At 71.4% G+C, this 15,191-nt stretch carries 5 protein-coding genes and 1 pseudogene; 3 read left to right on the top strand and 3 right to left on the bottom strand.

The genetic code is table 11. The annotated features are described in order from the left end of the window. Positions 1-145: 145 nt before the first annotated feature. Together cobU and KDB89_RS12330 are read left to right on the top strand one after the other, a co-directional pair. Positions 146-676 (top strand): annotated as a pseudogene (gene cobU, locus KDB89_RS12335) (bifunctional adenosylcobinamide kinase/adenosylcobinamide-phosphate guanylyltransferase); the annotation flags it as partial. Continuing rightward, positions 673-1,440 (top strand): adenosylcobinamide-GDP ribazoletransferase, encoded by a 768-nt coding sequence (locus tag KDB89_RS12330; RefSeq protein ID WP_255555928.1) that lies wholly within the window; start codon positions 673-675, stop codon positions 1,438-1,440. The pseudogene cobU and the gene KDB89_RS12330, both read left to right, overlap by 4 nt. A gap of 483 nt (positions 1,441-1,923) precedes the next feature. Here KDB89_RS12330 and KDB89_RS12325 read toward each other — a convergent pair whose 3' ends face one another. Both KDB89_RS12325 and KDB89_RS12320 read right to left on the bottom strand, forming a co-directional pair. After that, entirely contained in the window at positions 1,924-2,493 is a 570-nt protein-coding gene (locus tag KDB89_RS12325) for a 2'-5' RNA ligase family protein (protein ID WP_219081458.1), read from the bottom strand. A 248-nt stretch (positions 2,494-2,741) separates the two neighbouring features. Further along, on the bottom strand, positions 2,742-3,584 hold the full coding sequence (locus KDB89_RS12320) for a siderophore-interacting protein (RefSeq protein ID WP_219081456.1): 843 nt from the start codon (positions 3,582-3,584) through the stop codon (positions 2,742-2,744). A gap of 285 nt (positions 3,585-3,869) precedes the next feature. Here KDB89_RS12320 and KDB89_RS12315 point away from each other — a divergent pair, with 285 nt between their 5' ends. Continuing rightward, positions 3,870-4,451 carry a hypothetical protein gene (locus tag KDB89_RS12315; protein ID WP_219081454.1) on the top strand — a complete coding sequence of 194 codons (582 nt, stop codon included), beginning with the start codon at positions 3,870-3,872 and terminating at the stop codon, positions 4,449-4,451. Positions 4,452-4,494: 43 nt separating this feature from the next. On the opposite strand, the gene KDB89_RS12310 is transcribed toward KDB89_RS12315, so the two are convergent. Continuing rightward, positions 4,495-15,027, bottom strand: a complete 10,533-nt coding sequence (locus tag KDB89_RS12310; RefSeq protein WP_219081452.1) for a DUF11 domain-containing protein — start codon at positions 15,025-15,027, stop codon at positions 4,495-4,497. Between the last annotated feature and the right edge of the window lie 164 nt (positions 15,028-15,191).

Raw genomic sequence — 15,191 nt, 5'->3', positions numbered from 1 at the left:
CGGCGCCGCCGACCCGCAGCGTAGGTTGGTGCCCGTGAAGGACCCCATGGAGTTCCACGTGACCATCGACCCGTCCGACGATGCGGCCGTCGCCCTGCTGCGCGAGCTCGCGGGCCGCGGCGAGGTGATGGTGCCGGTGCACGGCCCCGGCACTGCGCTCGTGCTCGGCGGGGCGCGGTCGGGCAAGTCGTTCTGGGCCGAGTCGCAGCTTGCCGACGCGGCGGACGTCGAGTACGTCGCCACCTCCTACTACGACCCCGACGACGCCGAGTGGGTCGAACGGATCCGGCTGCACCGCGAGCGGCGGCCCTCGTCGTGGCGCACGACCGAGACCGTCGACCTGCCCGCCGTCCTCGCCGCCGACGACCCGGCTCCCGTGCTCGTCGACTGCCTCGCGGTGTGGCTCGACAGGGTCCTGTTCGACGCTGACGCCTGGAACGACGCGCCGGGCTGGCGCGAGGGGCTGAGGTCGAAGGTCGACGCGCTGGTCAACGCCATCCGCACCACGCGCCGCGACGCCATCTTCGTCACCAACGAGGTCGGCCTCGGCATCGTCCCCGCGACCCCTGGTGGCCGCCTGTACCGCGACGAGCTCGGTCGGCTCAACGTCGCCGTCGCCGCTGCGGTCGACGAGGTGTGGACCTGCACAGCCGGCATCGCCAGGCGCATCCGGTGAGGGCCCTGCTCGAGGCCACCGGCCTGTTCACGCTCATCCCCGTGCGGCCGTTCGACGTGGACCGCGACACCGCCCGTCGCGCCATGGCGGCGATGCCGTGGCTCGGGCTGGTGCTCGGCTCGGTTGCTGGCCTCGTGTTCGTTGCTGTGGCGCGGTTCGCGTCGCCGCTCCTCGGCGCGGTTCTCGCGCTGGCACTACTCGCCGCGGCCACCGGAGCCCTCCACCTCGACGGCGTGGCGGACACTGCCGACGGGCTCGGCTCCCGCAAGCCGGCCGAGGACGCGCTGGCGATCATGAAGCGCTCCGACATCGGCCCGATGGGTGTCGTGACGCTGCTGTTCGTGCTGCTGGTCGACGTGACCGCGGCTGTGTCGCTGCCCGGTGCGTGGGTCGGAGGGGCCGCGATCGCGTGCGCGGCGATGGCCGGCCGGGCTGCGGTCATGACCGCCACCGTGTCCCAGTCGTCCGCCCGCACCGTCGGATTCGGTGCGCTGTTTGTCGGCGTGACCCCGCGCTGGGCGGCCGCAGCCAACCTGGCCGTCGTCGCGGCCGTCACCCTCGGGCTGGGCTGGCTGACCGGGGGAGTGCACGCTCTGGCCGCGTTCACCGTCGCCGGTGTGGTCGCGGCCGGCGTAGCGGTCGTCTGGGGTCGGCACCTGCTCCGCCGGCTCGGCGGCTGGACCGGCGACCTGTTCGGGTCGCTCATCGAGGTCACGCAGGCCGCGTTCCTCATCGTCGCCGCGCTGACCATCGGGACGATCTGACACTCCGGGGGGCACCCGCGCACGCGCCCGGAGTCGCCCGCCCGCCCACCCGCCTGCTAGCTGGTCCCGACGCCCGCTCAGACGCCACCCTTACCGACAGGCGCCACCCCTACCGACAGGCGCCACCCCTACCGACAGGCGCCACCCCTACTGACCGACGCCACCCTTCGCCACCGATGCCACCGCCATGGCGGTGGCATGTGCGAACAAGGGTGGCGTCCGTCGGTAAGGGTGGCGTCGGGTGGCCCTGGGTCTGTCGAGGGAGCCGAGCGGAGCGGGGCGTACTTTCCCGTCAACTGCTCACAACCTCCCAGGGAAGTGCACCTGGCGGAGCGAGGTGGTGGGCTCGGCCCTTTCGCTTCGCTCAAGGCGCTTCGACGGGGCCTGTGCTGAGCCTGTCGAAGTGCTCAGCGATCCGGGTCCCTGAGCTTGTAGAAGGGCGCCGAGCGCAGCGAGGTGGTTGCGTTGTTCCCTTCGCTTCGCTCAGGGCGTTTCGACGGGGCCTGTGCTGAGCCTGTCGAAGTGCTCAACGATCCGGGCGACGGACAGTCGGCCGGCGATGTCGTGGGTCTCATAGCTCGCCAGGGTCAGGTGGTCGACCCTCACCTCCAGGTCCGGGCACTGGAACCCCTCCAGGCGGCGGCGGACGTCCTCCACCGGGACGCTGACCGCGTAGTGGCCGGTGGTGACGTGCGTGACGTAGGTCGGGGCGAAGTCGGCGGTGCGGGGGCGCTCGCGGATGAGCGCCTCGTGCAGGAGCGCCAGCTGCGGCGCCTCGGCGACGAGGTACGGCGTCGTCGTGAACGTGTCCCAGCCCGAGATCCGCACGGTGAACGGGGCCACGCCCAGATCCCGCACGCGGGCGGCGTGCAGGTCGGCGAGATCCGGTGGGTACAGCACGCCCGTCGGCGTTGCGCCCGGCTCCGGCGCCAGCCCGCCGAACGCGACCGTCACGTGCGGCTGGCGCTCGTAGCGAGGCAGCAGCAGGTCGCCGAGTCGGGCACGCATCGCGGCGACGGCCTCGCGCACCTCGGGTGTGTCGACGTCGGTCACCCACACCAGCGCGTGCCGACACCCGCCGTGCCAGTCGACGAAGTCCCGGTCCTCGATCGCGACTGTGTGTTCAACGTTCCGGGCTCCCTGAGCCCGCCCGGATCCCCCTTCCCCGGCACAACGATGCCTATCTCGGGGTTGCTGCAACATGGGTGCAGCAACCCCGAAATAGGCATTGTTGTGCGCCGGAATCGAGCTGGGGCGTCCCTCGCGCCCGGCGTCGCTGTCCTCGATGGCGACCGTACGACTCATGTCGACAGGTTACCGGCGAGCGCCGCGGCCTCCTGCTCCTCCATACCGGCCACGAACTCGCGCTTGGAGCTCTGCCAGCCGTCCTCCGTCATCCCGGTGCGCCAGTAGCCGGAGATCGACACGTCGGCGCGGTCGAGGCCCAGCTCGACGAACAGGTAGCGGCGCAGGTCCTTGACCATCTCCGCGACGCCGTGGACGAACCAGGCGACGCCCTTGTCGGTGGGCGCCTGCGCGCGGACGGTCTCGGTCAGCCTCGAGCCGTACGGGGCCCCGTCGCGCGGGACCCAGACGACCTCGGCGCCCTCGGGGGCGGGGACGGCGAAACGGGAGGCGTCGTCGGCGACCTCGATGAAGGCGACGGCGCGGGCGCCGGCCGGCAGCGACTCCAGCGCGGCCGAGATCGCGGGCGCCGCGGCCTCGTCGCCCGCCAGGACGTAGCTGGTGTGCGCTGCGTCGGGCGCCCAGGCCCCACCCGGACCGAAGAAGCCGATCTCGTCGCCCACCTTCGCGCGTGCCGCCCAGGGTCCGGCCAGGCCGTCGTCGCCGTGCTCGACGAAGTCGACGGTGATCGTTCCCGACTGTGCGTCGTGCGTCCGCAGCGAGTACGTCCGGGTCACCGGCGCGTGCTCCGGGAACCGCTCGCGGACAACCTCAGGGTCGAACGGCGCGGTGTAGGGCGCGCCGGCGGGCGGGAACAGGATCTTGATGTAGTGGTCGGTGAACGGCAGGTCCGCCCCCGCCAGGTCGGGGCTGGCGAACGTCAGTCGGACGAGGCAGGGGGAGACCCGTTCGGTCGCGGTGACCGTGGCATGGCGCAGGACGCGCTGACGCGGTGGCATGTGTCTCCTTTGAGCATGGGTAGTTTCGTCAGCCTAACCTTTCTCAATCCCCGTCGCTGCCCGATGTCCAGAGCCCCGCAGGTCTCCCGCGAGGCATTTTCGCGACGGGCTCAACGCGGCGGCTGCCTCGCCGGGGGGCGAGGCGAATCGCCCACCTGTCCCTGCGCCAGATGACCCCCGCGGCTGCACAAACAATCAGCGCTCCGGAACCGTCCGGCGGCCCGGAGTGGTGGAGGGGCGCGCGACGTAGATTCGTCTGACCACCTTTGAACGCAGGGAGTCGACATGCGCATGAAGGCGCTCATCATCGTCCTGCTGGCCGCCGTCGTCGGGCTCCTGGCCCCGGCCACAGCGGACGCGGCGACGGGGGTCACGATCAACAGGATCACGGTCGCGCCCATCGCGGCCGGCAGCAAGGTCACGGTCCGCCCGGCCCTCACCGTCAGGGGCGAGGTCAGGATCACGAAGAAGTACGTCACCATCTGGAACGCGGCCGGCGACAAGATCGTGTCGAAGAAGAAGTCCGCCAAGCTGGGGACGGGCACCTACACCGTCAAGACCGTCGTGACGTACAAGGTGAAGAAGCGCAGCGGCGGCTACTACGCGGCCACGACCGTCAAGCGGTTCCAGACGCTGAAGATCCGCAAGGCCGCGACCTGCGGCTGCGCGACGGCGGCCGACGTGTCGCGCGTGGCCATCGGGGACACCAGGGCCGAGGTGGCCGCGAAGCTTCACTCGCCCGGCCGCCTCGACTACGCCGACGGCGACCACGAGGACTGGCGCTACACCTACTGCGGCAGCGACGTGCAGTGGGTGTGGGTGACGTTCGAGGACGGCGTCGCGGTCGACACGGCCTGGATCGAGTGAGCCGGAGCGCCGCCGGGGATGGCTTCCCGGCGGCGCGTCGCGGTCAGGCCTCGTCGCGGTGTCGGCGTGCGCCTGCCAGTGCGATCAGCCCGACCAGGGCCAGCAGGCCGACCCCGAACGAGACTCCCTGGCCGCCGCCCGCGTTGGGCAGCCTGACCACCGTCACCGTGCCCTCCGCGCTGGCCTCCACCACGTCGTCCGACGCGTCGGAGGTGGCCGTGGCGACGTTGATGATGTCGCCGCTCGCGTCCGCCGACACGTACACGGTCAGGTCGACGGTGACCGTCTGCCCGACCTCGAGGCCGTCGACGAGGCAGGTCACCTCGTCGGCGTCCACCTCACACGAGCCGTCGGCCCCGGTGAGCTCCGCACTCCTGGCGACGAGGCCGTCCGGCATCGGGTCGGTGACCGTGACCGGGCCCGGATCGGGCGTCGGGCCCTGGTTCGTCACCGTGACGACGTAGTGCGCCGTCTTGCCCGTGATGAGGCCCCCGGTCAACTCCTTGGTGATCGCCAGGGCACTTAGCGCCGGCACCTCCACCGTCGCGGTCGAGGAGTTGTCCGCGAGCGTCGCCGCGTCCTCCGGCGTGGTCGACGAGACCGACGCCGTGTTGGCGACGGTCGGGTACGCGGCCGGCAGCACCCTGACCAGCACCGTGATCACCGGGGCGCTCTGGCCCGCGGCCAGCTCGGGCAGTGCGCACGAGACGGCTCCCGTCGAGGAGTCGAGGCCGCAGGACCAGCCCTCGCCCTCCGCGGAGACGGCCGCCAGGGAGGCTGGGAGCAGGTCGGAGACCAGCACCCCGCGGGCCATGGCGGGCCCGGCGTTGCGCACGGCCAACTCGTAGGCGAACGTCTCGCCGACCACCGGCCTACCGGTCGCCGTCTTCACGATCGACAGGTCCACCCGCTCCGCTACCGTGCCGGTGGCGGTCCCCGTGTTGTTGTCGGGGTCGGGGTCGGGCGTCGTGGCAGACACCGTCGCGGTGTTGACGATGTCGCCCGTCAAGGACTCGTCAGCCGTGACGTCGATCAGCAGCGTGAGCGACGCGGCGGGCGCCAGGACCTCGGCGTAGGAGCACTCCACCTCCTGGCCATCGGCGGCGCACTCCCAGCCGTCGCCGGTGGCGGCGGCGAACGTGAGGCCGTCGGGCAGGGTGTCGACGATCTCGACACCGCGGGCCGTCGACGGGCCGAGGTTGGTGACCGTCAGTGCGTACCGACCTCCGGAGCCGGCGTTGATCGTCTCGGCGACGGCCTTCGTCAGCAGCAGGTCGGCGGACTCCCCGACGGGCGCGTTCGCGTGGTCGGTGTTCCCGTCACGGCTGCCGTCGGGCTCAGGCGTGAGGCCTGGCCAGACCTCGACCTCGTTGCGCACCGAGTCCTGCACACCGGGATCGATGAGCCCGACGATCGTGATCACGGGGGCGCGCCCCACGGGAAGGTCGGACGTGAGGAGGCACTCCACCGTCTCGCGGCCGTCGACCACCTCACCGGCCGCGCAGGCCCAGCCGGTTCCCTCGGCGGACACGAACGAGACGCCGGAAGGCAGCGTGTCCACGACACGGATCGGGTCGTCGGGCGACGCGTCCGAGTTGGACGGGCCGCGGTTGATGACGTGGACCTCCCACTCGATCTGGTGCCCCGCCACCACGTCGTCGGCCGCGGTCACGACCCCCTTCTCGACGGCGAGGTCGGCGACCTCCGCCACCGGGACAGTGTCGGTGCCGGTGTTGTTGGCGAGGTCGGGGTCCGCGGTGTCGCCGGGGGTGGCGGTGGCCGAGTTGGAGAGTTCACCGGCCAGGGCCTCGTCGAGCGCGACCCGCACGTCGACGCTAGCCGAGCCGCCCGCCGGGATCGTCTGCTCGATGAGGCACACGACGAGTTGCGGGTCGGCGGGGTCGACGCTGCACGCGTCGGAGGACCGATCCGGGACGAACGTGGTGCCGTCCTCCAGACGGTCGGTCACCGTGATGGGCGAGGCCTCGGACGCGACCGAGTCGCTCGGCCCGTCGTTGGTGACGGTGACCGTCCAGGTGAACTCCTCGCCGGCGACCGCCGGCAGCTCGGGGTCGTGGGACTTGGCGACGACGAGGTCGGCGGAGGTCACCAGCGTCCCGTCGACGCCGTCGGTGTTGTTGGCCGGGTCGGGGTCGGGAGTCGAGGAGGTGACCGTCGCCGTGTTGGTGACGTCGCCGGTCAGGTCCGCCGCGGCGGACATCTCGATCTCCAGGGTCACGGCCTCCGGGCCGGGAACGATCGACCCGTCGTAGGTGCACTCGATGACCTGCGGGTCACCGGACGACGGCGCGCAGGTCCACGGGGACGCCTCGCCCTCAGGCGTCACGACCCGCTCGAAGGTCAGGATCTCCGGCAGCCGGTCCGTGACCGTCACGTCGCGGGCGGTCGACGGGCCGCCGTTGAACACCTGGATCAGGTAGCGGCCGGTCGCTCCGGCGACCACCTCGCCGCTGATGTCCTTGACCAGCCGCAGGTCCGCGGACTCGAGCACGGTGGACGTGGCGGTCGCCTCGTCGTTGTCGGCCGAGTCGGCGGGCTGCGCCGTGAGGCCGGGGGCGACGGCCGCGGTGTTGGTGACATCGCCCCGGGTGTCCGGGTCGATCATGGCCTGCACGGTGATCGTCTGCGGGTCGCCGGTGGCGAGGTCGCTGTCGAGCGTGCACGTGACGGTCTTCTGGTCCTGCGACACGGCGCAGTCCCATCCCTGGCCGCTGGCCGACTGCGCGGTCACGCCCTCGGGCAGGGTGTCGGTCACGACGATTGGGTGGTCGGCATCCGCATCGGAGTTCGACGGGCCGAGGTTGGTCACCGTGAGCTGCCACGCGATCGGCTGCCCTGCCACGATGTCGCCGGCGTCGGTGGTGACCGCCTTCGCGATCGCCAGGTCCGCCTCCTCGATGACGGGCTCCGTGACGTTGGTCGCCTCGTTGGGATGGGTCGCGCCGTCGGGCTCATCGGTCAGCGACGGGGTCACGGTGGCCGTGTTGCTGATCACCCCGCTGGCTGCCTCGTCGACGGCCACGCGGAGGGTCACGGCGACGGAGTCGCCCGCGGCGAGCGTGCTGCGCAGCTCGCAGGTCACTGTGTCGTCCTCGTCGCTGCAGGCCGCGCCCGACCCCGACACGAACGTGACGCCCGTGGGCAGCTCGTCGGTGATCAGGATGGGATCGGTCGCGCTGGCCACCGAGTCGCTGGGGCCGTGGTTCGTCACGGTGATCGTCCAGGCGAACTCCTCGCCGGCCGTCGGAGTGCCGACGGCCGTCTTGGTGATGCCGAGGTCGGCGAACGTGACGACGTCCACGTCGGCGGTGTCCGACGGCGGGGTCGGGTCGCTCGGCGACGTGGCCTTCGCTGTGTTCGTCACCTTCCCCGCCGGCAGCGCCGCGTCCAGGACAGCGGAGATCTGGAGAACGGGCGCGTCGGTGCCGGCCGCCAGCGTCACCGGGTCACCGTCGGCGTCCCGGAGCGTGCAGACGACGTCATCGCCCCCGTCCTCGCAGGCCCACTGCGCGGGCCCGCCGATGGTGGAGGAGGAGATGAACGTGGCTCCGTCGGGCAGCGTGTCGGTCACCTTCACGGCCGCCGCGGCGTCGGAGGGACCGTCGTTGCCCACCGCGATGCGGAAGATGGCGACCTCGCCGGCGGAGACCGTCGGGGTGGTCGCCGTCTTGCTGATCGTCAGCTCGCTCCTGGCGATGGTGGCGATCTCGTCCCCACCCGTCGCGGTGGCGGGGTCCCCGGTGCTGGGATCGATCGTCGACGAGGTCGCGGTGGCCTCGTTAGGGATCGTCGTGCCATCGACGACCGACGACCGGACCCGTGTCACGACGGAGATCCGTACCGTCTCGCCCGCCGCGATCGTGCCCAGTGAGCAGGTCGCCGCATCTTCGGCGCACGTGACGCCCGAGGTGGAGGAGCCGGCCGAGACGAACTCCAGCCCGGGTTCGAGGACGTCCGTCAGGAGCACATCGCGGGCGTCCGAGGGGCCGTCGTTGTCGACGACGATCGTCCACGTGACGGTGTCGCCGGCCGTGACGGTCTCAGCCGACGGGGTCTTGGTCACGCGGAGCGTGGCGCGCGAGATGATGTCCAGCGTCGCGGTGTCCGCATTGTTGCCGGTGTCGGGGTCATCGGTGACGGAGGTGACCGTCGCCGTGTTGTCAACCGAGGTGCCGTCGAACGAGGGGTCGACCAGCACCGTGAAGGAGAAGGTCCACGGGTCGTCGTCGGCGTCGAGGCCGTCGGCCAGGACGCACGTGATCCTGCGGCCGTCTGCCTCACACTGCTCCGGCAGGTCGCCGTCGACGCTCAGGCCGACGGGCAGGACGTCGGTCACCGTGACGGTGCCCGCGTCGGACGGCCCACGGTTGTCGACGGTGATCGTGTAGACGGCCGTCTTCCCGGCGACCACGGAGTCACCGGCCTCGCCGCCGGTCGGACGTACTGACTTGTCGAGAGCCAGGTCCGCCTCCGGGTTCGGCACTCCGGGGATGGCGCTGCTGGAATCCTGGTTCGCCTTCCACGCCGAGGAGACCGTCGCGACGTTCTCCAGATCCGCCGGGTCGCCCGTCACGTGCGCGCCGAGCTTCGCCGTGTAGGTGATCAGCGGCGCGTCGGCCCCGGCGGCGAGCGTGCCCGCGTAGGTGAACGTCACCGTGTGGTCAGCGTTCGCCGTCGCGGTCCAGCCGTTTGCGGCGCCGACGATACTGCCGAACGTCAGGCCCTCGGGGAGGGCGTCGACGATGAAGACGCCGCGGGCATCGGAGGGTCCACCGTTGCTCACCCGGAGGGTGTAGGTCAGCTGGTCACCCGGGGTGACCTCGGCGGGCGGGGCGGGGTCGGTGATGGCCTTGACGATGGTCAGGGCCTCGCGCACCACCACGTCGGTGGTGGTCGTCGAGGAGTTGTTCGGCGTGGCCGGATCGGTGGTGACCGGCGTCACCGAGGCGGTGTTGACGATCGCGCCACGGCCGGCGGGCACGCTCGAGGCGACGGTGCCGGCGACGCGCACGACGATCGTGTCGCCGACGGCGAGGTCACGGTCGATCTCGCAGCGCAGCTGACGGCCCGTCAGGGTGCATCCGTCCGGCGCCGTGCCCGTGATCGAGAGCCCCGTGACGGTGCTCGGCAGCGTGTCCGTCAGCACGATCGGCGTCGCCGCGCTGCCGCGCGACACCGACGGACCGAAGTTGGTGAGCGTGACGGACCACTCGATCGCCTGCCCGGCGGTGACGGCCCCGCTCGCGGGGTTCGTCACGGCCTTGGAGACGGCGAGGTCGGCGGACGTGATGACCCTGCCGGTGGCCGTCGCGGTGTTGTTGCCGGGCGTGCGGTCCTCGGTGCGCGCCGAGACGGTCGCGGTGTTGGGGACCTCCGTCCCGGAGGCGACGTCGGCCGCGACCGAGAGGCCGACGGTGATGGTCCAGGTTCCGCCCGAGGCGAGTGGAGCCGGGTTCGTGCAGTCGAGGACGCTGCCGGTCAGGGAGCAGGTGCCGCGGGTCGTGACGACGCTGGCGACGGATACTCCCGTCGGCAGGGTGAGGGTGTCGCGGACGCTGGCGCCGACGGCGGGGTCGGCGCCCTTGTTGGTGACGACGATCGTGAAGCTGCCCGTGCCGCCCGCGGTGAACGTGCCGGCGGTCTTGGTGATCGCCAGGTCGGTCTGGTGGATGCGCGCGGTCGCCGAGTCGCCGGTGCCGACGTAGGGGAGTGCGCCGCCGGTGAGGGAGGTGCCGCCCGTCGCGTCGGTCACGTCCGCCGCGGTGACGGCGTTCGTGTGGGCGACGGTGCTGCCCACCTGCACGCCGCTGCCCGCGACCGCCTGGTAGGTGATCGTCGCCGACTGGGCGGGTGTCAGGGGGCCGAGGCCGGCCCAGGTGAGTCGCTGGCCGGAGACGGCGGGGTCGGCGAGGGCGGAGCCGCCCAGCCTGGCCGACCCGGCGACGTACGTCCACCCGGTGGGCAGGGTGTCGACCGCGCTCAGGGAGACCGCTGTTGCGGTGCCGCTGTTGGTCAGCGTGAGTGAGAACGTCACGTTGTCGCCGATGTAGACGGGGTTGGCGGTCACCTGCTGCTTGGTGGCGTCGACCTTCGGCGCGGCCGGGGTGACGGACGCCGTCGCGCCGGTGGACGAGGTGTAGGTCTTCCCGTCGGTAGGCAGGGAGTCCCACGCGGTGGGCGTCGCGGTGTTCACCAGCGCCGCGCCGGTGAGTCTCGTCGCGAGGTCGAGCTTCGCCGGGTAGGTGACGCTGGTCGCGGTCGCGCCCGGGGTGAGCGACGCGAAGGTCCAGGTGATGGTCCGGGCGGTCGCGTTCCACACGCCGCCGCCGGCGAGGGTCGCGTTGTCGGCCAGCGGCGTCGGGTCGGTGGAGCTCACGACGGGGATGACCCCGGTGGGCACCTTGTCGACCACCTTCACGTTGTAGGCCGGCTTGCCGTTGGGCGAGGTGTTCTGGACCGCGCCGGCGGTGACCGTGTAGATGAAGATCTCACCCTGGGCCTTGGGCGTGGAGGCGTCGCTGACGGACTTGGTGACCGTCACGAGTGGGTGCCGCAGGTCGACCGTGGCACTCACGTTGGACGTCGAGTTGGTGCCGGCGACCGCGGTGGTCGGCGGCGTGCCCGCCGTGGTGTTCCAGCTGATGCGGGCCTGGTTGGTCGCGGTCAGGACGGTCGCGGCCGTCGAGGTGGGCACGACGGTGGTGACGTCGACGTAGAGGGTCCGCGCGGCGTCGGCGGCCGCGATGTCGTCGAGGTAGACGCCGAGCACCTGCGGCGAGCCGGACGGCGCGGCGAGGCGGGAGCCGGTCGGGCAGGGGCCGGTCCAGTCGTCGGCGCAGGACACGGCGAACGTGGCGTTGGCTGCGGTGCCCAGCGGCGTGCCGAGCGTGTCGAGGATCCGGGCCTCGTGCAGCAGGACGCCGGCGGGGACCTTCATGGTGAGGCGCCAGGTGACGGTCTCGCCGGGCACGGCCGCGCCGGTGGGGGAGACCCGGACCTTCGTGAGGGTCGGCGGGGCGGCCGTGACGGTGCGGTTGGCGGTCGCGGTGAGTGTGCGCTCACCGTCGACGACGCCGGCGACCGTCGACCCTGCCAGCGCGGCGTCGTTGCGGAACGTGACGCCGCCCGCGATGGGGTTCGGCACGGTGGCGCTGTAGATGATCGTCGCGCTCGAGGCGAGGTCCTGCGCCAGGGTCCACGTGTACTTCGTGCGCCCGGTGGCGCAGCCGTTGGTGCCATCGCCGGCGACGGGTCCGCCGAGAGTGGCGACCGTCGAGGAGGTGAGGTTCGAGAAGTTCGTGAGGCGGGAGTCGATGCAGTCGACGATCACGGTGTCGTGCACCGGAGGCCGACCGCTGGTGTTGCTGGCAGTGAGGCGGTAGTACAGGGTCTGGCCGCCGCCGGCGACGAGGCTGTCGGCCGTGGTCCAGCCGGCGGTGGCGGAGGTCACGGACGCGGCCTTCGCCAGCGCCGGGGCCGCGACCACGACGCCGACCTGCGCCGTGGCGCTGCCGCGGGTCACGGACCCGGTCGGCGCGGTGCCGGGGGTGCTGGTCAGCGTCGCGGTGTTGGAGATGGTCGACGAGTGGGTGTTGGCCGCCACGTCGGCGACCCGAGTCGGCAGCGTGACGGTGAAGGTCACGGCCTGGGCGGAGGTGTTCGTCCAGATGGTCGGGAAGAGCAACGAGCCGAACTGGGGGTCGGCGGCGTCGCTACACAGGCGGAAAGCGGTGGCGTCGGCCGTGCAGCCGGTGGTGATCGTCGCGCCGTTCGAAGCGGTCGCGGTGGGTGTTCCGGCGCCGGAGACAGTGAGGCGGGAACCGACCGGCAGCCCGTCGCTCAGCACCCCGTTGAAGATGCTGGTGTTCGCCGGGATGGTCGCGGTGTAGCGCCAGGTCACGGTCTCACCGATGGTGGCCTGCGTGTCGGCGGAGTTGTTGGTCTCGGAGACGCCGGTGGAGACCACCGCCTTCGTGACGGCGGCCGGTGCGAGCCCGACCGTCGCCTGGTCGGACGCCTCGGGGGCGTTCTTCGTCTCGTCGGGGTAGGCGCCGACGGGGTTGGTGGGGTAGAAGGTCGGACGCCCGGTGACGGCACTGATCCCGTCGGTACTGATCGGCGTGTAGCGGACCACCGCCGCGGTGTTGGTGTGCGTCGAGGAGATCGACAGCGGCGTCGGGACTGAGAGGGTGTACGAGATGGTCGTCTTCCCGCCGCCGACGAGCGGAGTCGCCAGGTCGAGGTTCCAGACCACGCGGGTGCTGCCGTCGGGCAGCGTCGTGCAGTCCGAGCCGGGGGTGATGGCTGGAGATGCCGAGGTGATGTCGCCACAGTCGAAGCCCGCGGGCAGGACATCCCAGACCTCGACCTCGTCGACGGGGTCAGCGGTCGAGTTCGCGGTCGTCCCGGTGTGCGAAACGTCAATGGTGAAGGAGAGCGACTGGCCCTCCCGCACCGGGGTGAGGGAGTCGGCGCCGTTGACCTTCTTGTCCAGCGCGAGCGGGGGTGGCGGCGACAGCTGGAGGTCGACGGCGTCGCGCAGACCGACCACCCGGTTGTCGTCAGTGCTGTACCGCAGTTTGGCCAGGTTGCCGGTGACACGCGGCTTGGTCGCGGGGACGGAATCGACCCGCGCGAGGATGTCGATCGTCGCGGTCGCTCCCGGGGCGACGAAGCGGGTGCCGGAGGTCTCCTCGCCGAGCGCCCAGCGGGTCGCCGTGGCAGGCGTGCTACCCATCGGCGTGACGGTGGTGGTGTTTCCGGGGGCGGTTGCCCAGCCGACCATGGACATGCCCGGGGGCAGGAAGTCGGTGAGGAACACCGACCTGGTCGACACGCCGACGGGGAACGTGGACTCGATGCGGAAGCAGACGAGGTCGCCGAGCTGGTAGCTCGGGGCATCCGACGGGGCCTGGGTGTACTCGCCATTCTGGCAGGTCGATCCCGTTCCGGAGATACCGGTGATCGGCGTGCGCGAGCTGTTGAGCCAGATCGACTTGGCCAGGGTCACGTCGGCCGTCCCCAACGATGCGGCCGAGTCGTTGGTCACGCTGAGATCCTCGTCGTCGGCGTGGGTGGTCCCCGCGACGGTGACCGCGTTGGTGAACCCGTCTCCGACGGCCGTCGGCTCGCCGTCCTGGTAGTTCAGGCGCATCAGCACCGAGTAGCGGACGGTGGCGTCCTGGTCGGCGTCGAGGTCCCGGAGGGTGAAGTCGACCGTGAACACGCCGGTGGCGGCGTCGAAGTCGACGGCTGTCATCGTCGCGCCGGTGACCGAGCCGGTGCCCGCCGCGGCGTTGGCGCACTCGGCCGGCCAGGTGTCTCCGGTGAGCTGCACGCCGGCCGGCAGCACGGGGCACATGCCGTTGGGGATGATGTCTCTGAGCGTGATGCCCGTCGTGGAGACGTACTGGCTGGTCCGGACGTTCAGGGTGTAGCGCAGGGTGTCCCCACCGACGAAATCGCTGGCGGAGGCGGTCTTCACGACGCCGAGGTCGAGCACGCGCACCGTAGCGGAGTCGGAGACGGTGACGTCCGCCTGGGATCCGGGGGCGACGTCGCCGGCGTAGGTGCCCGTGAGGATCGCCGTGTTGCTGACGTCGTAGCCCTCGCCGTCGGGGCGGGTGCTGGCGCCGGTGGCTTCACCGTTGGGCATCGTGATCTCGCGCTCGCCGACATAGGCGGTGTAGGTCAGCTTGACTGTGGTGTCGGCCGCGACGGTGCCGAGGTCCCAGGCGAGGCGGGTGAAGACCTCGCCGTCGACCTCGACGGTCGTGCGGGTGCACGGGAACGCACCCGTGCAGCCGGTGACCGTGAACTGGGCGGGCACGTCGTCGACCACGACGACGCCGGCCGTGCCGCCTTCAGGGGCGGTGCGCACCGTCACGGCGTAGGTTGCGGGGTTCTGGGGGCCGCGGTAGACCTCAGCCTCGGCGTTTGCCGTCTCCGACTTGGTGATGGTGACAGGGACGACCTGGACGGTCGCGTCCTTGTCGCCTCCCTCGGTGGCGTCGCTGATGACGGGCGGGCCGGAGTCGGGGATGGTGACGTCGGGGGCGTTGCGCTCGTTGTCGCTGGCGTAGAAGCCGACGCCCACCTCGTAGGACGAACCGGCGGGGTAGAGATCCGGATCTGCGACGGTCCCGAAGGTCAGGCCGACGTCGGAGCCGATCGGCAGGTCGGCGATGTTCGACCAGACCAGCACCTGCGCTGTGGCCGGGTTCTCCGCGTCGGGGTCGTCGGGGTCCGGGATCCAGGTGAGGATCGTCGGTTCGCCGAGGCTGCTGGGGCTGATGCTGCCCGGTGCGTAGGCGACGCCCACGGGGAGCACAGCCACCGCGAGGGCGTTGAACAGGTCCACCCCGGCCGGGTTGCTGACCGACGCATTCACCTGCCCTGTGGCACCGGCGAGGACGGCGTCGCCGTGGACCGTGACGGTGATACCGTCCGCCACGCCGGGAGCGACAGGGACCTCAGCGGACGCCGGGACGGTCGCCCCGATTCCCGCCAGCAGAGCCAACACCACGACCAGGAGAAACGAAATACGGGCACGCACGCGTCTTGACCATCCCTACAGATTCGTCCGGGAGTCGCGAGGTCCGCGCTGACTACCCCCGAAGTACAGTGATCGGCAGGCTAGGGGTATCTGTGACCGTGACGTAAATCGGTTGCGCTCTGTGTGCGTAATATGACACTACGTCGTGTAGTACCGACGTGATC

Origin of the sequence: Tessaracoccus palaemonis, assembly GCF_019316905.1 — a bacterium.
GTDB lineage: Bacteria > Actinomycetota > Actinomycetes > Propionibacteriales > Propionibacteriaceae > Arachnia > Arachnia palaemonis.
This window is presented reverse-complemented; position numbering and strand designations above follow the sequence as displayed.